This window comes from Cryobacterium sp. N22, from assembly GCF_002929555.1.
In the GTDB taxonomy this organism is placed as follows: Bacteria; Actinomycetota; Actinomycetes; order Actinomycetales; family Microbacteriaceae; genus Cryobacterium.
Genome location: NZ_PJJP01000024.1, coordinates 18,050 through 42,718, shown reverse-complemented (window position 1 = coordinate 42,718; position 24,669 = coordinate 18,050). Strand labels below are relative to the sequence as shown.

The 24,669-nt window shown below is 69.7% G+C and carries 24 protein-coding genes; 11 read left to right on the top strand and 13 right to left on the bottom strand.

Translation table 11 applies throughout. The features are described 5' to 3' along the window. Positions 1-99: 99 nt before the first annotated feature. Complete coding sequence (locus CXY76_RS03630) at positions 100-939, bottom strand: Cof-type HAD-IIB family hydrolase (RefSeq protein ID WP_104162898.1); 840 nt, start codon at positions 937-939, stop codon at positions 100-102. A gap of 91 nt (positions 940-1,030) precedes the next feature. Between CXY76_RS03630 and CXY76_RS03625 the strand changes: the two genes are divergently transcribed. Continuing rightward, positions 1,031-1,408: a VOC family protein gene (locus CXY76_RS03625; RefSeq protein ID WP_104162897.1), complete on the top strand. Its 378-nt coding sequence runs from the start codon at positions 1,031-1,033 to the stop codon at positions 1,406-1,408. A gap of 26 nt (positions 1,409-1,434) precedes the next feature. On the opposite strand, the gene CXY76_RS03620 is transcribed toward CXY76_RS03625, so the two are convergent. Then, on the bottom strand, positions 1,435-2,571 hold the full coding sequence (locus CXY76_RS03620; protein ID WP_233199542.1) for an NADH:flavin oxidoreductase/NADH oxidase: 1,137 nt from the start codon (positions 2,569-2,571) through the stop codon (positions 1,435-1,437). Between the two features lie 22 nt (positions 2,572-2,593). Here CXY76_RS03620 and CXY76_RS03615 point away from each other — a divergent pair, with 22 nt between their 5' ends. Genes CXY76_RS03615 through CXY76_RS03600 form a run of 4 tightly spaced genes read left to right on the top strand, consistent with a single transcriptional unit; the run spans position 2,594 to position 6,387 of the window. Then, positions 2,594-3,436: an ADP/ATP-dependent (S)-NAD(P)H-hydrate dehydratase gene (locus CXY76_RS03615; protein WP_104162896.1), complete on the top strand. Its 843-nt coding sequence runs from the start codon at positions 2,594-2,596 to the stop codon at positions 3,434-3,436. A 35-nt stretch (positions 3,437-3,471) separates the two neighbouring features. Beyond that, on the top strand, positions 3,472-4,734 hold the full coding sequence (locus CXY76_RS03610) for a glycosyltransferase 87 family protein (RefSeq protein WP_104162895.1): 1,263 nt from the start codon (positions 3,472-3,474) through the stop codon (positions 4,732-4,734). A gap of 2 nt (positions 4,735-4,736) precedes the next feature. After that, entirely contained in the window at positions 4,737-5,075 is a 339-nt protein-coding gene (locus tag CXY76_RS03605) for a thiamine-binding protein (RefSeq protein ID WP_104162894.1), read from the top strand. Between the two features lie 34 nt (positions 5,076-5,109). Further along, a complete protein-coding gene (locus CXY76_RS03600; protein WP_104162893.1) occupies positions 5,110-6,387 on the top strand; it encodes an MFS transporter in 1,278 nt (425 codons plus the stop codon). Positions 6,388-6,415: 28 nt separating this feature from the next. On the opposite strand, the gene CXY76_RS03595 is transcribed toward CXY76_RS03600, so the two are convergent. From CXY76_RS03595 to CXY76_RS03560, 8 genes are all read right to left on the bottom strand, one after another. Next, entirely contained in the window at positions 6,416-7,087 is a 672-nt protein-coding gene (locus CXY76_RS03595; RefSeq protein ID WP_369826061.1) for a response regulator, read from the bottom strand. Positions 7,088-7,142: 55 nt separating this feature from the next. Then, a complete protein-coding gene (locus CXY76_RS03590; RefSeq protein ID WP_104162891.1) occupies positions 7,143-8,426 on the bottom strand; it encodes a hypothetical protein in 1,284 nt (427 codons plus the stop codon). Further along, the gene (locus CXY76_RS03585) at positions 8,423-9,592 is read right to left on the bottom strand and encodes an ATP-binding protein (RefSeq protein WP_104162890.1); all 1,170 of its coding nucleotides are present in this window, start codon (positions 9,590-9,592) and stop codon (positions 8,423-8,425) included. Before CXY76_RS03585 ends, CXY76_RS03590 begins: the two co-directional genes overlap by 4 nt. Positions 9,593-9,650: 58 nt before the next feature. Continuing rightward, positions 9,651-10,325: a hypothetical protein gene (locus tag CXY76_RS03580; protein ID WP_104162889.1), complete on the bottom strand. Its 675-nt coding sequence runs from the start codon at positions 10,323-10,325 to the stop codon at positions 9,651-9,653. Beyond that, the gene (locus CXY76_RS03575; RefSeq protein WP_104162888.1) at positions 10,315-11,781 is read right to left on the bottom strand and encodes a DUF4389 domain-containing protein; all 1,467 of its coding nucleotides are present in this window, start codon (positions 11,779-11,781) and stop codon (positions 10,315-10,317) included. Before CXY76_RS03575 ends, CXY76_RS03580 begins: the two co-directional genes overlap by 11 nt. A gap of 66 nt (positions 11,782-11,847) precedes the next feature. Continuing rightward, on the bottom strand, positions 11,848-13,038 hold the full coding sequence (locus CXY76_RS03570) for a homoserine O-acetyltransferase (RefSeq protein WP_104162887.1): 1,191 nt from the start codon (positions 13,036-13,038) through the stop codon (positions 11,848-11,850). Positions 13,039-13,181: 143 nt separating this feature from the next. After that, positions 13,182-14,510, bottom strand: coding sequence for a bifunctional o-acetylhomoserine/o-acetylserine sulfhydrylase (locus CXY76_RS03565; RefSeq protein WP_104162886.1), 1,329 nt, complete (start codon positions 14,508-14,510; stop codon positions 13,182-13,184). A gap of 159 nt (positions 14,511-14,669) precedes the next feature. Then, positions 14,670-15,785: an acyltransferase family protein gene (locus CXY76_RS03560; RefSeq protein ID WP_104162885.1), complete on the bottom strand. Its 1,116-nt coding sequence runs from the start codon at positions 15,783-15,785 to the stop codon at positions 14,670-14,672. Between the two features lie 29 nt (positions 15,786-15,814). On the opposite strand from CXY76_RS03560, the gene CXY76_RS03555 reads away from it, so the two are divergent. Next, a complete protein-coding gene (locus CXY76_RS03555; protein ID WP_104162884.1) occupies positions 15,815-16,627 on the top strand; it encodes an SDR family NAD(P)-dependent oxidoreductase in 813 nt (270 codons plus the stop codon). 85 nt (positions 16,628-16,712) lie between these two features. Here the strand turns inward: CXY76_RS03555 and CXY76_RS03550 are convergent, their stop codons facing one another. Beyond that, on the bottom strand, positions 16,713-18,332 hold the full coding sequence (locus CXY76_RS03550; protein WP_104162931.1) for a cation/acetate symporter ActP: 1,620 nt from the start codon (positions 18,330-18,332) through the stop codon (positions 16,713-16,715). Between the two features lie 11 nt (positions 18,333-18,343). Beyond that, positions 18,344-18,691: a DUF485 domain-containing protein gene (locus CXY76_RS03545; protein ID WP_104162883.1), complete on the bottom strand. Its 348-nt coding sequence runs from the start codon at positions 18,689-18,691 to the stop codon at positions 18,344-18,346. Between the two features lie 156 nt (positions 18,692-18,847). On the opposite strand from CXY76_RS03545, the gene CXY76_RS03540 reads away from it, so the two are divergent. From CXY76_RS03540 to CXY76_RS03520, 5 genes are read left to right on the top strand one after another with little or no spacing between them, the layout of a single operon-like run. Continuing rightward, the gene (locus CXY76_RS03540; RefSeq protein WP_233199540.1) at positions 18,848-19,531 is read left to right on the top strand and encodes a GntR family transcriptional regulator; all 684 of its coding nucleotides are present in this window, start codon (positions 18,848-18,850) and stop codon (positions 19,529-19,531) included. A gap of 27 nt (positions 19,532-19,558) precedes the next feature. Then, positions 19,559-21,094 (top strand): MmgE/PrpD family protein, encoded by a 1,536-nt coding sequence (locus CXY76_RS03535; RefSeq protein ID WP_104162882.1) that lies wholly within the window; start codon positions 19,559-19,561, stop codon positions 21,092-21,094. Beyond that, positions 21,094-22,002, top strand: a complete 909-nt coding sequence (prpB, locus tag CXY76_RS03530; protein WP_104162881.1) for a methylisocitrate lyase — start codon at positions 21,094-21,096, stop codon at positions 22,000-22,002. The genes CXY76_RS03535 and prpB overlap by 1 nt, the downstream gene beginning before the upstream one ends. Positions 22,003-22,061: 59 nt before the next feature. Further along, on the top strand, positions 22,062-23,252 hold the full coding sequence (locus CXY76_RS03525; RefSeq protein ID WP_104162880.1) for a bifunctional 2-methylcitrate synthase/citrate synthase: 1,191 nt from the start codon (positions 22,062-22,064) through the stop codon (positions 23,250-23,252). A gap of 29 nt (positions 23,253-23,281) precedes the next feature. Then, a complete protein-coding gene (locus tag CXY76_RS03520; RefSeq protein ID WP_104162879.1) occupies positions 23,282-24,127 on the top strand; it encodes an NAD-dependent epimerase/dehydratase family protein in 846 nt (281 codons plus the stop codon). Here CXY76_RS03520 and CXY76_RS03515 read toward each other — a convergent pair. Beyond that, complete coding sequence (locus tag CXY76_RS03515) at positions 24,060-24,659, bottom strand: MOSC domain-containing protein (protein ID WP_199190189.1); 600 nt, start codon at positions 24,657-24,659, stop codon at positions 24,060-24,062. The genes CXY76_RS03520 and CXY76_RS03515 overlap by 68 nt on opposite strands. Positions 24,660-24,669: the final 10 nt, after the last annotated feature.

Below are 24,669 nucleotides of genomic sequence, written 5' to 3'. Positions count from 1 at the left end.
CACGCACGTGCGGCTGCACAACTCCTGCACGGGGCGCGGGCGACCCGGCGTGAGTTCGGCCGGCGGCCGTCGCCACAACAGGCTCGGCGGGAAGATCGCCTAGGCCGGTGCCAGCGCCGGCAGCGCCGCGAGAATGCTCGTGATGACGCCTTCATCCAGGTTCGACGGGGCCTGGTGCCTGGCGCGTGCACGGATGCTCGGGTGGGCGTTGGCGACGGCGTATGAATGCCCGGCGGCGTCGAGCATTTCGGCGTCGTTCAGGAAGTCGCCGAAGGCCATGGTCTGCTCCCGGCTGATGCCCAGGTGCTGCTGCAGACGGATGAGCGCCGTGCCCTTGTTCACCCCGGGGCGCATGACATCCACCCAGTTCTCGCCGGAGATGACGACGTCGGCGGGGAGGCCGAGCGCGAGGATCGCCGGCCCTGTGCGGGTTTCCGCCTGGCCGGAATCGAAGATGGCGAGCTTGAGCACGTCGTCCCCGCCCGCGGCCGCCGTGACATCCTCGACGACCTCGAGGGCGGCGTAGTACGGGCGCACGCTGTTGATGAACGCCTCGTCTGCGCGTTCGATGTACGCGCTCCTGGCCCCGCACACGACGATGCCCAGGTCGGCTCCGGAGTCCGACATCATCCGCACCCAGTCGACGATGGGAGCGATGATGTCCGGTTCGACGGGTTCGAGAGCGATGGTCTCGCCGCCGCGAACGATATTGGTGCCGTTCTCCGCGATGTAGACCAGCCCGTCCCGGTCACCGAAGGTCGCGAGCAGCGTTTGGTACTGCCGGCCGCTCGCCGGAGAGAACAGCACGCCGGCGGCGAGGAGGCCCTCGAGCAGCGGCCAGAACCTGTCGGGAACCCGCCCATCGGCGTCGAGCAGCGTTCCATCCATGTCAGAGGCAATGAGGCGGATGTCGACGGGTTCGTTCTGAGCGGAGGTCATCCATTCAGAGTAGCTGCCGCGGTTCTGGGTGGCCTCGCCGTGCGGTACCGCCCGGCGTACCCTGTTCGGCAGAAAGGAAACGAGGTGTCTTATGTTGAGTCAATTGGAAGCCGCCGCGGTGCTACCGGCTAAGGATCTGCGCCGGGCCAAGTCGTTCTATAAGGACAAGCTGGGGATGGAACCGGCCGAGGAACGTGAGGGCGAGTTGCGCTACCGCACCCCCGCGGGCGCCGCGGTGCTGATGTACGAGACCGAGAACGCCGGAACGGCCAAGAACACCGCACTGCTCTGGGTGACCCCAGACGTGCAGGCCGAGGTCGCCAAGCTGAGGGAGGCCGGCGTCGTGTTCGAGGAGTACGACATGCCCGGTTTGAAGACCGAGAACGGCATCGCCACGACCGGCGGGGAAAAGGCGGCGTGGTTCAAGGACTCAGAGGGCAACATCCTCTGCGTCGCGCAGGACGGCTGAGGCCGCGGGCGCCGGCCGGAGGCGACTCAGGCTTCCGGCCAGGTGGCCCGCAGGTACGGGCCGGGCCAGTAGTCCAGCTGCACGCCCAGTTCGGCGGCGGCGCGGAGGGCGAAGTGCGGGTCGCGCAGGAACTCGCGGCCGAGCATGACGGCATCCGCCGCGCCGGAGGCCACGATCTCGTTCGCGTGTGCGGCGGTCGTGATCAGCCCGACGGCGTTGACAGGCACGGCGGCGGTGTCCTTGACGTGTCGCGCCAATGGGACCTGATACCCGGGGGAGAGGGGAATCTGCACCCCGGTGACGTTGCCGCCCGAGGACACGTCGAAGAAGTCGGCCCCGGCCTGTGCGGCCCAACCGGCGACGACGGCGGTCTCGTCCACGGTCCAGCCGTCGACGGCGTAGTCGGTGGCGGAGAACCGCACCAGCAGCGGAACACCCTCGCCGACCTCGGCCCGCACCGCTTCGACGACGCGTAGGAGCAGGCGGGCGCGGTTCTCCAGTGAGCCGCCGAACTCATCGGTGCGCTGGTTGCTCAGCGGGGAGAGGAACTGATGCAACAGGTAGCCGTGGGCGGCGTGCAGTTCCAGGACGTCGAAGCCGGCGCCGATGGCGCGTCGAGCGGCCGCAACGAAGTCGGCCACGACGGTGTCGATACCGGCGCGGTCCAGCGCCACCGGCGCCGTGTAGCCGGGGAAGGCGATGGCGGACGGCCCGAGCGTCGGCCAGCCGCCCCGGTCGGCGGGCACGCTGCCGTGCAGGCTGGTGCCCCAGGCCGGCCAGGTGGACGCCTTCCGGCCGGCGTGGGCGAGCTGGATGCCGACGGTGGCGCCGTGCCCGTGCAGGTAGTCGACGATGCGCGCCCAGGCGGACGCCTGGGTGTCGTTCCAGATCCCGGTGTCCAGGTCGCTGATGCGGCCCTCCGGGCTCACGGCGGTGGCCTCGGTGACGATCAGCCCGGCGCCGCCCGCGGCCATCGAGCCCAGGTGCACCAGATGCCAGTCGGTCGGCACGCCGTTCTGCTCGCTGACGGCGTACTGGCACATCGGCGCGACCCAGAGCCGGTTGCGGATGACAACCTCGCGCAGGCTGATCGGGTCGAACAGAGCGACCGTCGTGGTGGAATCGGCGGTTGCGGGGGCGAGGGCGGTGCTGATATCGGACACCGAAACAACCTATCGTGAGTGCATGGCGAAACCTCGACGATGGCTGGAATGGGAGGCCGCCCAGGCCCGTGACTGGATCGCGGTGCCGCAGGCGACCGATGACAAGTACAGCCGCGGTGTGCTGGGTGTGCGCACGGGTTCCACCGAGTATCCGGGAGCGGCGGTGCTCGGCGTTGAGGCCGCGAGCCGCACCGGGGTGGGCATGCTGCGCTACCTCGGTCCGCGTCGGGTCGAGACCCTGGTGATGCAGCGCCGCCCCGAGGTGGTGACGGTCGACGGCCGGGTTCAGGCCTGGCTGCTCGGCTCAGGCATGGATGCCGGCAGTCGCAGCCCGGAGACGACGAAACAGCTGCAGAAGGCGCTCCGGCAGGGCCTGCCCACGGTGCTCGACGCGGGCGCACTCGACCTGGTCGGCGTCGGCGCCGGCCCCCGGCTGATCACCCCGCACTACCGGGAACTGGCCGCTCTGCTGGGCCGGTCCGGCGAGAGCGTCACCGTCGATGATATCGCCGCTGAGCCCGGGGAGTGGGCGATCCGGGCCGCCGTGCTGCTCGATGTCACGGTGCTGGTGAAGGGCAGCGTGACCCACCTGGCGTCACCGTCGGGTATCCGCCTGACGGTGTCCGGCGCCCCCGCCTGGCTGGCGACGGCCGGATCCGGCGATGTCCTGGCCGGCATCCTCGGTGCGCTGCTGGCCACGAACAGCGCCCGGATCGAGGCGGATGCCGACGCGCTCGCCGCGCTCGCCGCCACGGCCGCGTTCGTGCACGGGGCAGCGGCGCACCGGGCGTCCGGCGGCGGCCCGATCGTCGCGCTTGACGTGGCCCAGGCCGTTCCGGCTTCGATCGCGGCGCTACTGGCCTGAGCCGTCGCCGCCGGGGGAGTGTGCCACAGTGGAGCGTGCCCGAATTCCTGCGCCGCCCCGCCCTGCTGTGGTGCGGCTTCGCGATCGTGCACGCGGTGCTCATCACCCTGAACCTCAGCGGAATCGGCTGGCCGCTCGGCGACGTGGAGCGGGTCTACCTGGGCTGGGCCGAGGCCACGGCATCCGGCGCCGTCAGACTGGGCATCGACACCGACTTCGTCTACCCGATCCTGGCACTCGCCCCGATCCTCGCGTCGCTGGTCTTCGGCGCCGGGCTGTACGCGCTCAGCTGGCTGGGCCTGGTCACCGTGCTCAACGCGGTCGCCTTCGCCGCGCTGATCGGCCGTCGGCCGGGCCAGGCGGCGGCCCTGGCCGCCTGGTGGTGGCTGCTGTTCCTGCTGCTGCTGGGCCCCATCGCGCTGGCCAGGATCGACTCCGTGACGGTGCCGCTGACGATTCTGGGGCTGCTCTGGCTGCGTAGCCGCCCGTTCTGGGGAGCGGTGCTCCTCACTGTCGCCACCTGGGTCAAGGTGTGGCCGGTCGCGGCGATCATCGCGCTGGTGGTGGCCTCGAAGCGGCGCTGGCAGGTGCTGGCCGCCTTCGCCGGCACCTCCGGTCTGATCATCGGAGCGGCCCTGCTCGCCGGCAGCGGGGCCACCATCCTCAGCTTCGTGACCGAGCAGACCAACCGGGGAATCCAGATCGAGGCGCCAGTGGCGTCCTGGTGGTTGTGGCAATCGGCCCTGGGCATCCCCGGCTCCCTCGTCTACTACGACCAGCAGATCCTGACCTACCAGGTGATCGGTGCGGGCACCGGCATCGCGAGCGCGGTGCTGACCCCGCTGCTGGCGCTCTGCGTCGGCGCGGTGCTGCTGCTCGGCTGGCGCGCCCAACGCGCCGGCGCGGCGGCTGACCTGCTGTTCCCGCCGCTGCTGCTCGCCCTGGTGCTCACCCTGATCGCGGTCAACAAGGTGGGCTCGCCGCAGTTCATGACCTGGCTGGCCGCCCCGCTGATCCTCGGACTGGTCTCCTCCTGGCGAGCCTGGCGGGGCCCGGCGCTCATGGCCCTGTCGATGGCGGCGCTCACCCAGATCGTCTACCCGTACTTTTACAACGACCTGCTGGCCACCACCCGGCTCATGGTGCTGATCCTGTCGGTGCGCAACCTCCTGGAGCTGGTGCTGCTGGGGTGGATGCTCGTTCGCATCTGGCGGCTCGGCGGTTCCTCCGCAACACTGTCAGGTAGTAGCGCCGCCAGTCCCGGTGCCGCCTCGTCCCGCCCGATCCTCAAGGAGTAATCATGCTTGTCGCGTTCTCGGTCGCCCCCTCCGGCGGCCCATCCGATTCGGTGCACGACGCCGTCGCCGCCGCCGTGCGCGTGGTGCGGGAGTCCGGACTGCCCAACCACACCGACTCGATGTTCACCACCATCGAGGGCGACTGGGATGAGGTCTTCGCCGTCGTCAAGGCGGCGACGGATGCCGTCGGCGCCTTCGGCTCCAGGGTGTCGCTGGTGCTCAAGGCCGACATTCGGCCCGGCTATTCCGGCGAACTCACCGCCAAACTGGACCGCCTCGAGGCGGCCATGGACGAGTCAGGCGGAGCGCATCCGACACCCCGGCCGGCCGCCGGCGCGTAACACTGCTGACACGACCGCCCCGTAGTCTGGATTGATGCCCTCACTTTCCGACGGATCGACGCGCCTGTCGCCGACCCGTGTTCGCCTCGCCCTGCTGGCGCTCGCCCTCGGCGGCTTCGCGATCGGTGCCACCGAATTCGTGGCCATGGGGCTGCTACCCAACCTGGCCGCCGACCTGTTGCCCGGCCTCTACGCGTCGTCGCCGGATGCCGCCAACGCCCAGGTCGGCTGGCTCATCTCCGCTTACGCCCTCGGTGTCGTCGTCGGGGCGCCCACGATCGCCGCGGCCGCGGCCCGGTGGCCGCGCAAGCAGCTGCTTCTCGTGCTGCTGGCCTGCTTCACCCTGGCCACCATCGCCTCCGCGCTGCTGCCGACCTTCGGGCTGGTGCTCGTGGCCAGGTTCGTCGCTGCCCTGCCGCACGGGGCCTATTTCGGTATCGCGTCGCTGGTCGCCGCTGAGCTGATGGGCCCCGGCAAGCGGGCCCGTGGTGTCGCGATCGTGCTGTCGGGCCTCACCATCGCCAACGTCATCGGTGTGCCGTCGATCACCTGGCTCGGCCAGGTCGCGGGCTGGCGGGTCGCCTACATCGCCGTGGCCGCCCTCTTCGCGGTGACCTTCGTCGCCGTCATCGTGGCCGTGCCGTTCCAGGCCGGGGACCCCGGCGCCACCATGCGCAACGAACTGCGCGCCTTCGGGCGCCTGCAGGTCTGGTTCGCGCTCCTGATCGGCGCCGTCGGGTTCGGCGGGTTGTTCGCCGTGTACACCTACGTGGCCCCGCTGGTGATCGAGGTCACCGGGCTGCCCGCTCTCGCCGTGCCGCTCGTGCTCGTCGTGGTGGGCCTGGGTATGACCGTGGGTAACTTCGCCGGCGGCGTGTTCGCCGACCGCAGTGTGCGGCGCAGCATGTACACGTTCTTCGCCATCATGCTCGCGGCCCTGCTGTTGCTGGCCTTCTCCGCGCAGCACCTGGCCGGGCTGCTGACCGGGGTGTTCCTGGTCGGCGCGTCGGCGGCGGCGCTGTCACCGACCATCCAGACCCGGCTGATGGATGTCGCGCACGACAGCCAGTCGATCGCCGCGGCCCTCAATCACTCGGCGCTCAACCTCGGCAACGCGCTCGGCGCGTTCCTGGGCGGCATCGTCATCGCGGGCGGCCTGGGGTACCTCGCCCCGATCTGGGTCGGTTTCGGCCTGAGCGTGGTGGGGCTGGCGTTGGCCGTACTCACCTTCGCGATCGACGGTGCACGCCGGAAGCGGGGTCAGCACGTGCCGTACGGCACAGCACTGATCACGGTGGTCGGCACGGACTGAGACCCGCGCCGACCCGGCCGGTGGTGTTTTAGTCGGACTGCAGCAGGATGCCGTCGTGGATGGCACGCTTGCGCAGTGCGACCTTGGTTCCCACGTCGAAACCCGCGAGACGGTACTTTTCGCGGATCCGCTTGAGGTACGACTTCGCCGTCTCCTCGGAGATGCCGAGCTGGTGGGCGACGGCCTTGACCGGCTCACCGGCCCCGTACAGCGCCATCACCCGGCGTTCCTGGGCGCTCAGCCGCGGCGAGCTGCCGGCGGACCCGGCGTGCAGGGCGAGGTCGAGCTCGGCGGAGATGTAGGACTCTCCCACGTTCGCGGCGTGGATGGCTTCGACGATGGTGCTGGCCTCCTCGGTCTTGACGAGGTAACCGAGAGCACCGGCCGCGAGGGCCTCCCGCACCAGGGCCGGCTCGGAGTAGGTGCTCATCAGCACGGTCTTGACCCCAGCTGTCTTGAGGGTGGAGATCTTGAGCGAGACCGGGATGTTGTCCTTGAGGTCCAGGTCGAGCAACACCACGTCGACCGGGAACTCCGGGTGGGTGAGAAGCTCGGGCCAGGTGGTCACGGCGGCCACCATGTTGATGTCGTCCGCGGCGCCTCTGATCCACTCGGTCAGCGCTCCCAGGAGCATCCGGTGGTCGTCGACCAGGGCCAACCGGATGGGATTGTCGATGAGCGTCACTGCTGTGTTCGTCACTACTGCCTCCTGTTGCATTTTCCCTGTCGGGGCGCCCCCGGGCCGACTGGCCCGCTCACGCGTCCGCAGGATTGTCAATACTGCATTCGATGTCGACGTGGAGATGCCCACTTCGCACCGAATCGATGTGAGGGCCCACTACTCGGATAGCTTGCCATGTCTCCGGGTCCACCCGACGACGAGGCACCCCTTCCACGATCATTTTGATCGGAAACCGCAGCATTTCACCGATGATGTGCCCATTGGTACGCCCGAACGGCCCGAACACCAGCGAAATCGTCGGTTCGGCACCATCGGTGTCACTGATCAGGAGCCAGATGGCCAGCAGCAGCGCATCACGCTGGGCCGGCGAGAGCTGGCCGGCCAGTCCGGCCGGGTCTTCGAGGTTGACGGCGGGGCCGAGGAATTCGGACTCGGTGAGGGCATGGTGCAGCCAGGTCTCCCGGCGGCCCTCGATGAGGTGCAGGCGCAACTGGGTGGCGAGCGTCGCCGCCGCCGCCGATTTCGCCGTACTGAGCGGCAGGGCGGTACGTCCGGTGGCGACGTCGTCAAGCAGGGTTTCGGCGTCCAGGTCGATCCGGGCCAACTCCTCGGATGCGAGCATGCCCACGGCGGATGACGGTTGGCTGATGGTGCTCTGCACGAGCACCAGGTCCAGCTCACGCTGCACGATGCGACGGAAGCCGCGCACGACCGACGCCCCGATCAGCGGGGGGCACACGCACAGGCCGATGGTCAGGATGGCCGGGGCCACGAGTTCGGGATCGTAGCGTGCCGCGGTGACCGAGCCCGCCGCGATCACGGCGCCCAGGACCAGGGTGGCGGCGACGATCTCGCGGCCGCGCCGCACCGAGACGAGCACGGCGAAGAGGGCGCCGACGGCGGCGGCGGCGGTGGGGTAGGTGCCCGCGGCGGTGCCGTGACCGTATCCGGCCAGGTCGAGCCCGACGACGACCTCGCCCATGGCGAGCACGGCGAGGAACAGCCAGGTCGGCATCCGGTCGGGCAGCCTGTTGACCAGGACCAGGGTCGCGACGGCGGCGAGTATCAGGACGATCCAGGCCGCCAGGGTCGGCAACGGGTTCGGGTACCGGTCCCACTGGCTCGCGAACCGCCAGAGCAGGAACAGGGCGAAGAACCCGCCGCTCAGGGAGATCCCGAAGCCGAGGTGACGGCTGCCGAGCCCGGTGCGGTTGGCCAGGGTGGTTTGCACGGTGCGCTGCGGCCGGCGAAAGGTGCGGCGACGTTCGTCGCGTTGGTCGTCGAGTAGTTGCTTGTGCCCTCTGGCCGACGAACTGCCGGTGTGCGGCGGGGCCGGGGTCGCCGCCCCCGACGTCACTTGGGTACCTCGAGGACGACGGTGGTGCCGGAGCCGGGGGAGGAGAACAGGCGCGCGCTGCCGCCGACGTCGCGAAGCCGGGCCACGACGGACTCGGCGAACCCGAGACTTTCGGTGTCGACGGCGCTGAGGTCGAACCCCCGGCCGGCATCCGTCACCATGGCGCGCACCGTCGTGTCGTCGTCAGAGATCGTGACGTCGGCCCGGGTGACGCCGGAGTGCCTGCGCACGTTTTCGAGGCACTCGCCGAGGGCGAGGAGAAACGAGTCGAGAACATCGCTGGGCAGAAGCACCTGGCCGCTGCCATGCCAGTCGACCTCGAGTCCCATCCTGCCGAAACGCTGCTTCACCGACTCGAGGGTGCTGCCGAGCATCGACGTGTTGGACGGTTCCAGGGTGTACACCCCGGAACGGCTGGGGGTGGGCAGCGCACCCAGGCGCAATTGGCGCAGCAGGCGGGCGTCATCGCCGGATTGCAGCCGCAGGGCGGCGGGGCTGACACCCACGCCCGAATGCGCGAGGAGGGTGAGGGTGGCCAGCACGGTGTCGTGCAGCAGCCTGGCACCCTGCCGGCGTTGCGCCTCGAGCTCGCTGGCATGACGTTCGGCCTGGTGCGCCCGCCCGATCGCGGCGACCCGTTGCAGCACCCGGGGCACGCTCTGCGCAATCCACCAGCCGCCCAGGGACAATGCTGCCCAGCCGCACACGGTCAGGGCCAGGGGCAACGCAGACCCGCCCGCCGAGATGGTGACGAACGCCACACCGGCCACGGTCACACCGAAGGACCCGAACAGGATGAGCTGGCGACCGGCTCCGACGACAAGCACCGGGGCGACGCTGCTGGCCGCGCCGGCAGCCAGGGTGCCGATCAGGGCCTCCTCGACGGGGTTGAGACCGACATCACCACTGGTGGCCAACCCGACGGCGAGGATAACGGCGTTGCTCAGCAGCACTGTGCACAACACCCACCGGAGGGCGCCGCTCTGGCCGAGGACGTACTGGCAGCCGACCATCAACAGGATCAGGGACCCGGAGAACAGGGTCACGGGCGCATCGATCCCGCCCGGCACGGCCAGGTAGACCAGCGACGTCACCGAAGCGGTCAGCCCGGTTACCCGTGCGGTCCGGCGAAGGACCCGATCGCGCTCTCTGGCAATACGTGGCATGGATGCAGTACTCCTCATGAGTGCTCTACCCGTCACCTTATCGGCCCGGGTGACGGATTTACGGCTGTTGAGGAGGTCTTTCCCTTTGACGCAGAAGCAGGTGCAGAACCACGCCGCTCACCAGGGCCATGGACACCGCCATGAACACCCCGGCGAGGACCCCGATGAGCAGGATGAGGGCGACGGACTGGCCCGGCGCCCACAGCGGTGTGGCGACGGCGAAGAACACGGCCAGGCCGGCGCCCCAGGCGGCGGCGCTGCCGAGGATCCACCAGCCGGCGCCCCGGAGGTGCCGACGGAGCTCGAACCACTGGGCGAACCCCAGGGCGCACAGCAGGACCGTGGCGAGGAGGATTCCGGCGGCGAATTGGGCTGACGCCGGCCAGCGCTGCCAGACCTCGGCCCACTCGGCGGGCAACAACCCGATGAACCAGGCCCCGGCGCCGGCGATGGCTGTGGCGCCGACCCAGCGGCGGCGGTTCAGCGCCGTCACTCGGCTGCGGAGCACCGTCGCCTGGGTCCAGCCGAGAACGGTTCCTTCGACGGCGCCGGCGAGGATCAACGCCGGCGCCACCACGGGTGAGCCGGCGAAGGTCAGTTGGGCCAGGACCGGAACGAGGAACCCCACGCTTTCGCCGAGACTGACCCAGAGCAGCCAGTTGCGCAGGAACCTGTCGGCACGGTCGGGGCCGTTGTCGGGCCGGGGGCCGGGGAGCGGCCGATCAACCGTCATGGGGAGCGACGGTGGCGCCCGGAGCGGGTGTTGCCAGAGCGACGGAGCCCGGATCGATCGGACCCTGGTCGAGCCGGAACGGCGGGTACTCGTCGCGCATCAGCGCGACGTAGACGATCACCCTGTACAGCCAGCGGTTGAGGCCGAGGACCAGGTCGAAGATGCCGCGCCGGTACCGTCCGCTGAAGAGCAGGATCACGGCGCCGATGAGCACCAGGATGCCCAAGAGCGAGAACCCGGTGCTGGTGGCGGTGGTCCAGCCGTTGGTGCCGGCGGACCAGCCCCAGCTGCCGCCGGCGATGATCGCCACGATGAACAGGTGCGGGATCACCAGCAGCCACCACTTGACCAGGACCAGGCCGTGCGACAGGCGCTCGGGATAGTCCACCTCGAGGTCGGCCGGATAGTCGGTGGCCGCGAGGGTGAAGGGCGGATACCTGTCGGTGCCGAGCGCCGAGTACGAGTAGAAACTCACCCGCCAGTTCCAGCGCAGCACGCCGACGCTGTAGTTGAAGATCGACCGCGGGTAGCGCCCGGTGAACAGGATGGCGAAGCCCGCCACGATGGTGCCGAGCCAGAGCCCGAACCACAGGAAGAACAGCACGATGACGTGCGGGACGATCAGGATCCACTTGACCAGCCAGAGCGCCCGCGAGACTCCGGGGTCGAGCCAGCCGTTCAGCCGGGCCGGATAGTCGGCGCCGGGCCGGTCGGGATCGGCGCCGGGCTGGCCGGGTGCTCCCGCCCCTGCGGGTGTGGGACCGCTGCGGCTGGACGGTGCCGGTCCGTTGCGGCCGAGGCCGATCACGCCGAGGATCACCAGGACCAGGCCGATCACCAGGGTCACGATGCCGATCAGCAGCAGGGTGATCGCCGCGGGCACCAGGAGCCCAGAGCGCACGCCGGCACTGACCTGCACGGCGACCGGTCTGCTGCCGTCCGCGTTCATCACCACGACGGCCCAGGAACCCGGTTGCACCGGCCAGGTGATCTCCTGGCTGCCGGGCCCGGCTGCGCTGACGGTCCAGAAGTCCTGGTCGGCGGGCGGTTCGGGGCGGTCGGTGCCGGCGATGTCTGCGTACCGCGCCCGGAACGGCATCGATTCGATGCCGCGCACCTCGCTGTGCGCCACGTTCGCCAGGTAGCTGTCGACGTCGGCCTGCGGCGCGATCCCGACAAACACGGGGTCGTCGTTGACTGCCGTCGCCACCAACCGGATCCTCGCCACATCCATGTTGAGGGGCGGGGTCGTTCCCGTGGTCGTGACGGGACCGAGCGGGGGACTGGTCAGGGCGTAGGAGTTTGTGACGAGGGGCACGGTGCGGGAGGAGAAGTAGCCGTTCTCACCCTGTACGCCGGCGGCGACGGCGGCGACAATGCCCGTGGCCGTGAGCCCGAAGCCGATCAGGGCCACGATAGTGCCGATCAGCAGCATGATGAGCGGGCCGGGTTTCATGGCAGTCAGAGTTCTCCCGAACGCTCCGCCTGTCAACCCTTCCCGCGTTCAGCCGATTCAGCCCGTTCAGCCGAGCAGCCACCGCAGTCGGTCGCCGATGGCCTGATCCTCGATGAGGAATGCGTCGTGGCCGTAGCCGGACTCGATCACGGCGGGTTCGCCGCTGCCGAGGCCCGCCGCGATGACGCGCTGGCCGTCCAGCGGGAACAGCCTGTCGCTGTCGATGCCGACGACGAGGGTGCGGGCCGTGATGCGGGCCAGTGCGGCGTCGATGCCGCCCCGGCCCCGGCCGATGTCGTGGGAGTTCATGGCCTCGACCAGGGTGATGTAGCTGTTCGCGTCGAACCGCCGGGTGAATTTGTTGCCGTGGAAGTCGAGATAGGACTCCACGGCGAACCGGCCGTGCGCGCCCAGCGGGGTGATGTCGCTCTGCCAGCTGCGCTCGAACCGGGAGTTGAGTTCCGACGGGCTGCGGTAGTTGAGCAGCGCCATCCGCCTGGCCAGGGCGAGGCCCCGGCTCGGACCGTCGCCGGCCTCGGCGTCGTAGTAGTCGCCCGCACGAAAGAGGGGGTCGGTACGGATCGCCTCGATCTGCACCGAATTGAGTGCGATCTGGTCGGCGGTGGTGACCGGCGGGGCGGCCAGGATGCCCAGCCGGGCCACCCGGCCGGGGTGGTCGATGCCCCACTCCAGCACGTGCATGCCGCCCATGGAACCGCCGACGATCCCGGCCCAGCGTTCGACGCCGATCCGGTCGCTGAGGAGCACCTGCGCCGCAACCTGGTCGCGGATGGTCAAATAGGGGAACCGGGGCCCCCATTCGGAGCCGTCCGGCGCGAGGGACGCCGGACCGGTGCTGCCCTGGCAGCCGCCGAGCATGTTCGGCGCCACCACGAACCACCGGTCGGTGTCGATCGCCAGGCCGGGGCCGACAATGCCGCTCCACCAACCGGCGGTCGGATGCCCGGGCGCCGGCGGGCCGACGACATGGCTGTCCCCGGTGAGCGCGTGCAGCACCAGCACGGCGTTGTCGCCGGCCGGGTTCAGTTCGCCCCAGCTCTCGTAGGCGATCCGCACCGCGGCCAGGTGCCCGCCGGCCTCGAGGTCCAGGGCGCCGATGTCGACGAACCGGCGGCCGCCCACCGGGTCGCCGTCACGCCAGGCACCCGTGACGGGCGGCTTGCCCAGCAGCGAGCGCGCCTGTGCGTCGGTGACGAGGCTGGTGGGGACGGTGTCCGCGGAGTATTGCCATTCCATACGGCTCCATTGTGGCCATGTTCGGCCGTGGCCGCCGATTGTTACGTCGTGCGGGCGGGTAAACGGCCGCGAGCCGTTAGAAAAGCCCCATCCCGGGCTCCGGGATGGGGCTTAGCTCACGGCTCGCGAGGTGTGGACGGGTTCTAGGCGTTCGCGCGGGACGCCGCGACCACGGCTCGGGCGGCGGCCAGGCCGGCCTCGAGGTCGGCCTGCAGGTCGACGACGTTCTCGATGCCCAGGGACAGGCGCACCAGGCCGGGCGTGACGCCCGCGGTGAGCTGCTGCTCCGGGGTGAGCTGGGCGTGCGTGGTCGACGCGGGGTGGATGACGAGCGAGCGCACGTCGCCGATGTTGGCCAGGTGGCTGAACAGGCTCAGGTTGTCCACCAGCGCGCGGCCGGCATCCACCCCGCCCTTGAGCTCGAACGAGAGCACGGCGCCGACACCCAGCGGGGCGTACTTGTTGGCGGCTGCGTACCAGGGGCTGGACGGCAGGCCGGCGTAGTTGACCGAGGCGATGTCGGGGTGGTTCTCGAGGAACTCCGCGATGGTCTGCGCGTTGGACACGTGCCGCTCGATGCGGAGGCTCAGCGTCTCGATGCCCTGGATGAGCTGCCAGGCGCTCGCCGGGGCGATGGCGCTGCCGAGGTCGCGCAGCAACTGCACGCGGGCCTTGATGATGAACGCGAGGGCGTCGCCGACCGCGGCGGTGTAGCTGGCGCCGTGGTACGACGGGTCGGGCTCGGTGAGGCCGGGGAACTTCTCGACGTTGGCCGACCACTCGAACAGGCCGCCGTCGACGACGACGCCGCCGATGATGGTGCCGTGGCCGCCGAGGAACTTGGTGGCCGAGTGCACGATGATGTCGGCACCGTGTTCGAACGGACGGATCAGGTACGGCGTCGCGATGGTGTTGTCGACGATGAGCGGCACCCCGTTGGTGTGCGCCACCTCGGCGACCAGAGCGATGTCGAGCACGTTGATCTTGGGGTTGCCGATGGTCTCGGCGAAGAACAGCTTGGTGTTCGGCCGCACCGCCCGGGCCCACTCGGCGGCGTCATCCTGGTCTTCGACGAAGGTGGTCTCGATGCCGAGCTTGGCGAGGGTGTACTTGAAGAGGTTGTAGGTACCCCCGTAGATGGAGCTGGACGACACGATGTGGTCGCCGGCCTGGGCGATGTTGAGCACCGCGAAGGTCGACGCGGCCTGGCCCGAGGCCACCAGTAGGGCGCCGGTGCCGCCTTCGAGCGCGGCGACGCGCTCCTCGACCACGGCCTGGGTCGGGTTCTGGATGCGCGTGTAGATGTTGCCGAATTCGGCCAGCGCGAACAGGTTCTGGGCGTGTTCGGCGTTGTTGAAGACGTACGAGGTGGTCTGGTAGATCGGCGTGGCACGCGCGTTGGTCACGGGGTCGGGGCGGGCCCCGGAGTGGACCTGCTTGGTTTCGAACTTCCAGTCTGCGGAATCGCTCATGGGTCGGTCTCCCTGTTCGTGGTCGGGGCGTCTCCCCGAGGTGTCTACGGCAGCGGAACCTGCGGGCTCCGCTTCTCTGCTGCAACCATAGGCAGAGGTGTACCGGGCGACAACGGACCGCGAAACACTACGTCATCTGCCGAGCCTGCTGCCGCGGGGCTACCGGCCGGGCCCGTGCGGCAGCACGATGGTGCCCGTGTGGGTGGACGGCTCCTGCCTGAACAGCCAGCGCAGTCTCGGTTCCACCAGGGGCCGGAAGATGCGCTTCACGACGGGCAGCGAGAGCACCACGGAGATCAGGATGGCCAGCAGGATCACGGCCGGCAGCACCCACGGCGGCTGCGGCCCGTCGAGGACCCCGGTCTCCCGCAACGGGTAGAGCAGGAAGCTGTGCAGCAGGTAGATGTACATGGTGGCGGCGCCCAACGGCGTGAACCAGGTGGCCCGGCGCGGCATCAGCATCAGGAAAGCCAGGATGAACCCGAATGACGCCATCATCAGGCCCAGCCTGATGACACCGGCCCAGAACTGGTCGTAGCCGAACTGCCAGTACGCCTCGTCGTACAGGGTGAAGCTGCGCAGCCGCAGGTCCCGCACCCCGACGATGTTGATGCTGACGGCGAGGGCGAGGGCGCCGAAGAGAGCGATCGCGCCGGACCGCCAGCGCCAGACCGCGGCCGGGTGCAGGTGCATCCACCTGGCCGTGAGCGGCCACTGGCGTAGTTTCCAGCCGAACACGAAGAACGGCAGCAGCCCCAGCGTGCGCGACAACGAGAAGGTGCTGTCGATGTCGCCGACGTAGCCGGCGCCCACCGAGATGGCGATGCTGATCAGCAGCGGGTACCGCATCAGCACCAGGTAGGGCAGCGCCACCCGCCAGATGGCGAGGGCGATCAGGAACCAGAGCGTCCAGGACGGGGTCGAGTAGTCCACCGTGAGGGTGCCGCTGAGCGCCCAGTCCACCAGCGTCCAGATGGTCTCGAAGATCAGGTACGGGAAGACGACGTCGGTGATCAGCCGGTGCATCTGACGGGGACCCGGCGGCCCCGACTTGGCGAAGTAGCCGCTGACCGCGACGAACACCGGCACGTGGAACGCGTAGATGAACAGGTAGACACCGTAGGCGGTGTCGGATTCGCCGATCAATTTGAGGATCGCGTGACCGATCACCATCAGGGTGATGGCGATCCAGCGGGCGTTGTCCCACAGAGGTACGCGGCGCTTCGGCTTGTGCGGGCCGGCGTGGTGGTGCGGGGTCTCTGTCGGCGAACTCATTGGGTCTATTCTCCGGGCAGAATGGGGCAATGGGCAAAAAAAGAGTCGTGGTCACTGGTGCGAGTTCGGGAATCGGAGCGGCGACGGTTCGCCTGTTCCGGGAACACGGCTGGGATGTGGTGGGCGTGGCCCGCCGGGCCGACAGACTCGAGACGCTGGCCAGGGAGACCGGCGCGGCGGTGTTCGCCGCCGACCTCACCGTGCAGGCCGACGTGGACGCGTTGCGGGAGTACCTCGCCGCCTCCGGCCCGGTGAACGCCCTGGTCAACAACGCCGGCGGCGCCAAAGGGCTCGACTCCGTCGAGGCCGGTTCGATCGACGACTGGGCCTGGATGTACGAGATCAACGTGCTCGCGCTCAAGCGGGTCACGAGCGCCCTGCTGCCGCTGCTGCGCGCCTCGATCGCCGCCGAACCGGATGCCACGGCCGCTGCTAGAAACGTGGCTGCCGTATCCGCCGACATCGTCAACATCACCTCCATCGCCGGGCACACGGCGTACGCCGGCGGCGGCGGGTACAACGCCGCGAAGTTCGCCGCGCACGCGCTGACCGAGGTGCTGCGCCTCGAGCTCAGCGGCGAACCGATCCGGGTGATCGAGATCGCCCCCGGCATGGTGCAGACCGACGAATTCGGTCTGGTCCGCTTCGGCGGCGACGCCGAGAAGGCGAAGGCCGCCTATACGAACGTGCCGCATCCGCTGGTGGCCGAGGACATCGCCGCCACCATCGTGGCCGCCGTGGAAATGCCTGCCCACGTGAACGTTGACCTGCTTGTGGTCAAGCCGGTCGCGCAGGCCGCCCCGCACCTGGTCGCCCGCGGCCCGCTCACCCCACGCGCCTGACCCAACCGCGCAACTGTTCCCCGCACGGACAAATGGTCCCGGCACACCGGGTGCACTTGTCCGTTCGGGGAACAGTTGGTGGTGGTTAGTGCTCGCTCGCCTTCTCGGCGCCGAAGCCGGTGAGGGAGCGCACCGCCATCTCGGCGGCCAGCTTCGGGTCCTCCCGGCGGGTGCTGGTGACCGAGCCGAGCCAGCCGAGGAAGAAGCCCAGCGGGATCGAGATGATGCCCGGGTTGTTCAGCGGGTAGATCGCGAAGTCCACGCCCTCACCGAACATCGAGGTGGGCGTGCCGGAGAACACCGGCGAGAACACGATCAGCAGAATCGCCGAACCCAGCCCGCCGTACATGCTCCACAGCGCACCCCGGGTCGTGAAACCGCGCCAGAACAGCGAGTACAGGATGGTGGGCAGGTTGGCGCTCGCCGCGACGGCGAAGGCCAGCGCCACCAGGAACGCGATGTTCTGCCCCTGCACGCCGATGCCGCCGGCGATGGCGAGGATGCCGATCACCACGACGGTGCGCCGGGCGATCTTGACCTCGCCGTCGGGGTTGCCCTTGCCCTTCTTGATCACGCTCGCGTAGATGTCGTGCGCGAAGGAGGTGGCCGCGGTGATGGTGAGGCCGGCCACGACGGCGAGGATCGTGGCGAACGCGATCGCCGAGATGAAGCCCAGCAGCAGCGGGCCGCCGAGCGCCAGCGACAGGAGCGGCGCCGCCGAGTTCACCCCGCCGGGGGAGGCGAGGATGGCGTCTGCACCCACGAGGGCCGCGGCGCCGAATCCGAGCACCAGGGTGAACAGGTAGAACGCCCCGATCAGGAAGATCGCCCAGACCACCGAGCGTCGGGCCTCCTTGGCGCTGGGCACCGTGTAGAAGCGCATCAGCACGTGCGGCAGCCCGGCGGTGCCGAGCACCAGGGCGATGGCCAGGGAAATGAAGTCCAGCGGGTTGCCGCCGTACTGCAGGCCGGGCGCCAGGATCGACTCCCCGGGGGTGACCGTGGCGTTCGCGACGGCGGAATCCAGCAGGGTGGACAGGTTGAACCCGTTGATCACCAGCACCCACACCGTCATGGCTCCCGCGCCGATGATGAGCAGGAACGCCTTGACGATCTGCACCCAGGTGGTGCCCTTCATGCCGCCGATCAGCACGTAGAGGATCATCAGGCCGCCGACCACCGTGACGACGACGGACTGGCCGAGCTTGTCGTTGATGCCCAGCAGCAGCGACACCAGGCCGCCGGCGCCGGCCATCTGGGCGAGCAGGTAGAAGAAACACACCGCCAGGGTGGTGGTGGCCGCCGCGACGCGCACCGGCCGTTGGGCCAGACGGAAGGAGAGCACATCCGCCATGGTGAACTTGCCGGTGTTGCGCATCAGCTCGGCCACCAGCAGCAGGGCAACGAGCCAGGCCACCAGGAAACCGATCGAGTAGAGGAACCCGTCGTAGCCGTTCACGGCGATGGCGCCGACGATGCCGAGGAATGACGCCGCCGAGAGGTAGTCGCCGGCGATCGCGAAGCCGTTCTGCGGCCCGGTGAAGGAACGGCCGCCGGTGTAGTAATCGGCCGCGGTGCGGTTGTTGCGCCCGGCCCGGATCACGATCACCAGGGTGACGGCCACGAAGGCCAGGAAGATCGAGATGTTCAGGACCGGGTTGGTCTCTGCCTGTTCGACCGCGGCCGCGATGCCGGCCACTGTCATGCCCAGGGCGCTCATGCGGCGGCCTTCTGCTCAAGCTCGGCGCGCAGCTCGGCGCCGAGCGGGTCGAGCACCCGGTTGGAGAATGCGACGTACCAGATGGTGATGGCGAACGTCGTGACGAACTGGCCCAGGCCCAGCACCAGGCCCAGGTTGACGCTGCCGAAGACCTTGATCGCCATCACGTCGGGCAGGTAGGCGGCCACCAGCACGAACGCGAAGTACCAGACCAGGAAGAACACGGCCAGCGGCACCACGAACCGGCGGCGCCGGCGTTGCAGGTTGACGAAGCGGTCGGTGGTCTCGAAGGCGACATAGTCGATCGCACCTCCCGGTCTGGTGTCTTTCAGTGATTCCTTCATGGGGCTCCTTTGCTCCGGTGAAATGGGATAGCTGATGAAACGACGGCAAATGTTAGACGGTGAACCTCGTCAGTGAGGACCTCATGTATACACAGGGTGCGGTTGGGGTGCGGGTAGTCTGGCACAAACGGTGCCATAGGGGAATAGAATGCGCTTGTGTATACAGAGACCGTGAAGTCCGCACCGGAGCGGGCGAGCGACCGGGCCTACAGGGTGCTGCGCGACGAGATCCTCGACGGAGTCCTGCCGGCCGGGACGGTGCTGCTTGAGGTGGAACAGGCCGCGCGGCTCGGCGTCTCCCGCACCCCGCTGCGCTCCGCCGTGGCGCGGCTCGTGGCCGACGGCCTCGTCGCCGGCCGCAGCGGCCGGGGCTTTTCGGTCACCGAGATGTCGGTCGAGTCGATCAACGACCTCTACGAGCTGCGCGAGGCCCTCGAGGAGCGGGCCGCGACCCTGGCCGCGCGCCGCGACGACCGCACGGCGTTCGGGATGCTGCGCGAGCGATTCGTCGTCGCCCCGACCCTGCTCGAGACGGGCGAGGACGGCATCCACGAGTACTACGCGCTCATCGACGAGTTCGACGCCGCCATCGACGCCGCCGTCGACAACTCCTTCCTGGTGGGCGCCCTCGACACCGTGCGCACTCACCTGGCCCGCATCCGCCGGGTGGCCAGGGGCAACCCAGTGCGGCTGCGGGCCGCCGCGGCCGAACACCTGCTGATCCTGGACGCGATCATCGACGGTGACGCGGCGCTCGCCGCGCACGCCACCCACGTGCACCTGCACCTGAGCCTCGCGAGCGTGCTCGCGGTGCTCGGGGCGACCCAGCCGACCTCCTGACCTCCCCGATTCGAAAGGATTACCTTCGTGCAGACAACCCACGTGCGCGTGCACCCCAGCGAGACCAGCCCCGCCCGCACCGAGCAGCTGGCCTGGAAGATCGCCGCCTGCGCGGCAGACCCGGTCCCGGTCGACGAGGACGTCACCGAGATGATCATCAACCGGGTGATCGACAATGCCGCCGTCGCCGCCGCCTCGCTCACCCGCGACGCCGTGGTAGCCGCCCGGCAGCAAGCGCTGGCCCATCCGCGGTCCGCGAACGGCGCCGGCGCCACGGTCTTCGGCCACGACGCACAGACGCGGGTCTCACCCGAGTGGGCGGCCTGGGCCAACGGCGTGGCCGTGCGGGAACTGGACTACCACGACACCTTCCTCGCCGCCGAGTACTCACACCCCGGCGACAACATCCCGCCGCTCGTCGCCGTCGCCCAGCACCTCGCCGCGGCCCGGGGCCTCACCGGCCGGGACCTGGTGCGCGGCATCGCGACGGGCTACGAGGTGCAGATCGACCTGGCCCGCTCGATCAGCCTGCACAAGCACAAGATCGACCACGTCGCCCACCTGGGCCCGTCGGCCGCGGCCGGCATCGGTACCCTGCTGGGCCTGGACGCCGACACGATCTTCCAGGCCGTCGGCCAGGCGCTGCACACGACCACGGCCACCCGGCAGTCCCGCAAGGGCGAAATCTCCTCCTGGAAGGCCTACGCGCCCGCGTTCGCCGGCAAGATGGCCGTCGAGGCCGTCGACCGGGCCATGCGCGGCCAGACCAGCCCCACCCCGATCTACGAGGGCGAAGACGGCGTGATCGCCTGGCTGCTCGACGGCCCGGATGCCGCCTACGACGTGTCGCTGCCGGCCGCGGGCGAACCCAAACGCGCGATCCTGGACAGCTTCACCAAGGAGCACTCCGCGGAGTACCAGGCCCAGGCTCTCATCGACCTGGCCCGGAAACTGCACCGTGAGCACCCCGAGATCCTGCAGCCGGGTGCCATCGCGAGCGTCGTCATCCACACCTCGCACCACACCCACAACGTGATCGGCTCCGGTGCCAACGACCCGCAGAAGTACGACCCGCGGGCCAGCCGGGAGACCCTGGACCACTCGGTGCCGTACATCTTCACCGTCGCGCTGCAGGACGGCTCCTGGCACCACGAGGACTCCTACCTGCCGGAGCGGGCCGGCCGGGCCGACACCGTGGCCCTGTGGAACACCGTCAGCACGAGCGAGGACGCCGAGTGGACCCGCCGGTACCACTCCAGCGACCCCGCCGAGAAGGCGTTCGGCGGTCGGGTGGAGATCCTCCTGGCCGACGGAAGCCGACTGGTCGACGAGCTGGCCGTCGCGGATGCGCATCCGCTCGGCGCCCGCCCGTTCGTGCGGGCCGACTACGTGGCCAAGTTCCGGCTGCTCGCCGCGGACGCCCTGGACCCGGCCGAGATCGAGCGGTTCCTGGACCTCGCCCAGCGACTGCCCGAGCTGACTGCCGCGGAACTCGGCAGCCTCACCCTGGTGGCCCGACCCGGCTTCTTTGACCCGCTGCCCAGCCTGAACGGAATCTTCTGATGCTCTACTCCGGACTCACCCCCGCCGCCAAGCGCGCGCAACTCCGCACCGACCTGGCCGGCGGCGGCCTGCTGCGGTTCCCCGGCGCGTTCAACCCACTGAGCGCCAAGCTGATCCAGGCCAAGGGGTTCGAGGGGGTCTACATCTCCGGCGCCGTGCTCGCCGCCGACCTCGGCCTGCCCGACATCGGCCTGACCACCCTCACCGAGGTCGCCGGCCGCAGCCAGCAGATCTCCCGGATGACCGACCTGCCCACCCTCGTCGACGCCGACACCGGCTTCGGCGAGCCGATGAACGTGGCCCGCACCGTGCAGACCCTCGAGGACGCCGGCGTGGCCGGCCTGCACATCGAGGATCAGGTCAACCCCAAGCGGTGCGGGCACCTCGACGGCAAACAGGTCGTCGACACCGACACCGCGCTCAAACGCATCCGCGCGGCGGTCGACGCCCGGCGGGATCCGAACCTGCTCGTGATGGCGCGCACCGACATCCGCGCCGGCGACGGGCTGGCCGCCGCGATCGACCGGGCCAAGGCGCTGGTGGATGCCGGCGCCGACGCGATCTTCCCCGAGGCCATGGGCACCCTGGCCGAATTCGAGGCGATCCGGGCTGCGGTCGACGTGCCGATCCTGGCCAACATGACGGAGTTCGGCAAGAGTGAACTCTTCCGGGTCGACCAGCTGGCCGACGTGGGCATCAACCTGGTCATCTTCCCGGTGTCGCTCTTGCGGCTGGCGATGGGCGCGGCCGAGCAGGGCCTGGACACCATCCTCGCCGAGGGCTCGCTGACAAGCCGGCTGCCGGCGATGCAAACCCGCGCCGAGCTCTACCGGTTGCTGGACTACGAGGCTTACAATCGCTTCGATTCGGGGATTTTCAATTTCACTCTGAGCGGTCACGACGGCTAGCCCAGCACCACAACAGCGGTACCAGCACGGCTAAGTACATCAGGACGCAAAGGAGCGAAATGACCATCAACCAGCCCATCCACACGCCCCCGGTGCAGCCGCCGGTCGCGCCGGAGATCCACCGCGGCCTGGCCGGGGTCGTGGCCGATACGACGGCGGTGTCCAGGGTCAACCCCGACTCCAACTCGCTGCTCTACCGCGGCTACCCGGTGCAGGAACTGGCCGCGCAGAAGAGCTTCGAAGAGGTCGCCTACCTGCTCTGGAACGGCGAGCTGCCCGACGACGTGCAGCTGGCCGCATTCGAGGTCGCCGAGCGGTCGTTCCGGCGCCTGGACCACTCGGTGCGCCGGGTGATCGACGAGATCCCCACCTCCGCCGATCCGATGGACGTGGTGCGCACCGCCGTGAGCGTGATCGGCGCCAACGACCTGAGCACCCCGGACTCGTCGGTGGAGGCCAACCTGGCCAAGTCGCTGCGCCTGTTCGCGCAGCTGCCCGCGATCGTGTCGTACGACCAGCGCCGCCGGCACGGCCTCGAGCTCGTCGAACCGCGCGACGACCTCGGCTACTCGGCGAACTTCCTCTACATGACCTTCGGCGAGGTGCAGGAGGTCGAGGTCGTCGAGGCCTTCGACGTGTCGATGATCATGTACGCCGAACACTCCTTCAACGCGTCCACATTCACGGCCCGGGTGATCACCTCCACCCTCTCCGACCTCTACTCGGCCGTGACCGGGGCGATCGGGGCGCTCAAGGGCCCGCTGCACGGCGGCGCGAACGAGGCCGTGATGCATATCTTCAGTGAGATCGGCCTGGGCGACGGGTCGGCCGAGCGCGCCGAACTCTGGCTCGACGACACCCTCGCGCACAAGCGCAAGGTGATGGGCTTCGGCCACCGGGTGTACAAACACGGCGACTCCAGGGTGCCCACCATGCACGCGGCGTTGCTCACCCTGATCGACCACTTCGACCGGCCCGACCTGCTCGACCTCTACGAATCGCTCGCGGCCGGCATGAACACGCGCACCGGCATCCTGCCCAACCTGGATTACCCGGCCGGCCCGGCGTACCACCTGATGGGTTTCGACACCGGCACCTTCACGCCGATCTTCGTCGCGGCCCGGGTGACCGGCTGGACCGCGCACATCATGGAGCAACTGGCCGCGAACGCGCTGATCCGGCCGCTGTCGTTCTACAACGGCACGCCGGAGCGCCACGTTCCGCCGGCGGCCGCCGGCGACGTGCTCTGACACGGCCGGGGCGCTCCATACTGGGAGGCATGACTGTACTGATAGCCGGATGCGGCGACCTCGGCACCGAGGTGGGCCTGCGCCTGGCGGCGCTCGGCCAGCACGTGGTGGGCCTCCGCCGCCAGGCCGGGGTGCTCCCGGCCGCCCTGAACGGGCAGTCCGTCGACCTGAGCCGGCAGCAGCCCGAGGTGCCGCCGGACACCGAGATCGTCATCGTGGCCATCGCCGCGGGCAACCCCGACCCCGACGTCTACCGGGCCGCCTATGTGACCGGCCTGGCCAACCTGCTCGACGCGCTCGACGCCGCCAGGGTCACCCCGCGCCGGTTCCTGATGGTCTCCTCCACCGCGGTCTATGACGTGAACGACGGCAGCACCGTGGACGAGACCACCCCCGCGTCCCCGGGACCGGGCACCGACTCGATCCTGCTCGAGGCGGAGCAGCTGCTGCAGAGCCGGATTCCGTCCGCCGTCGTGCTGCGCCTGGGCGGTATCTACGGCCCCGGCCGGGACCGCCTGATCAGGCAGGTGCGCGAGGGGCGGGCGACCGTTGCCGCGCGGGGCCGCCTGAGCAACCGGATCCACCGCGACGACGCCGCGGCCATGATCGTGCACCTGGTGCTTCGGGCCACGGCGCCCGACCCGCTCTACCTCGGCGTCGACTCGACGCCGGTGCCCGCCACCGAGGTGCTGGACTTCCTCGCCGGCGAGCTCGGCCTGCCCGACCCTGAGATCGTCGAGACCGGCGGCCGACGCGGCGGCGACAAACGTCTGAGCAACCAGCGCATCCTCGAGACCGGGTTCACCTTCAGCTACCCGAGCTACCGGGAGGGCTACCGGGCCGTGCTGGCCGGCCGGGCGGTTCGGCACCCGTAACCACGACCGGGATGCTGCTGAGCAGCCGGGCGGGCCCGAGCCGCAGCAACCCGTCGGTCAGCGGTTCGCAGCGCATGCCTCCGCGACCCCGCAGGGCCCGGTGGGCGCCCGGAGCCAGCACCACGTCCATCCAGGCGCACGGGTTGGCGGGCCGGTTCGCCAGGAATTCCACGGGGCCGTCGCCGCTGTCCAGCGAGAATGCGGCGCCGCGCATGGAGTCGATGTCCACCCCGCGCAGCAGGATGTTGCGCCGGGTGGCGGACGGGTCCAGGGTGCCCGGCAGCCCGAGCTCAGCCGCGACCCTGTCGAGAACGTCGGCGTTCATCACGGTGACCGACGCGTGAACGTGCGCGGGTTTGGCGAAGTGACGGTCGCCCACGATGCCCAGGCCCGCCCGCAGCCGAATGCTGGGGTGGCTCTCCGTGCCGACCACTGGCCGGGGACCGTCGGCCGGACGCCCCTCGTACCGGTGCACCGGGGAGGCCAGGAGCAACACGATCTCGACGTCGGCGCTGTACGGCAGGCGGCTCACGACAGCGGGA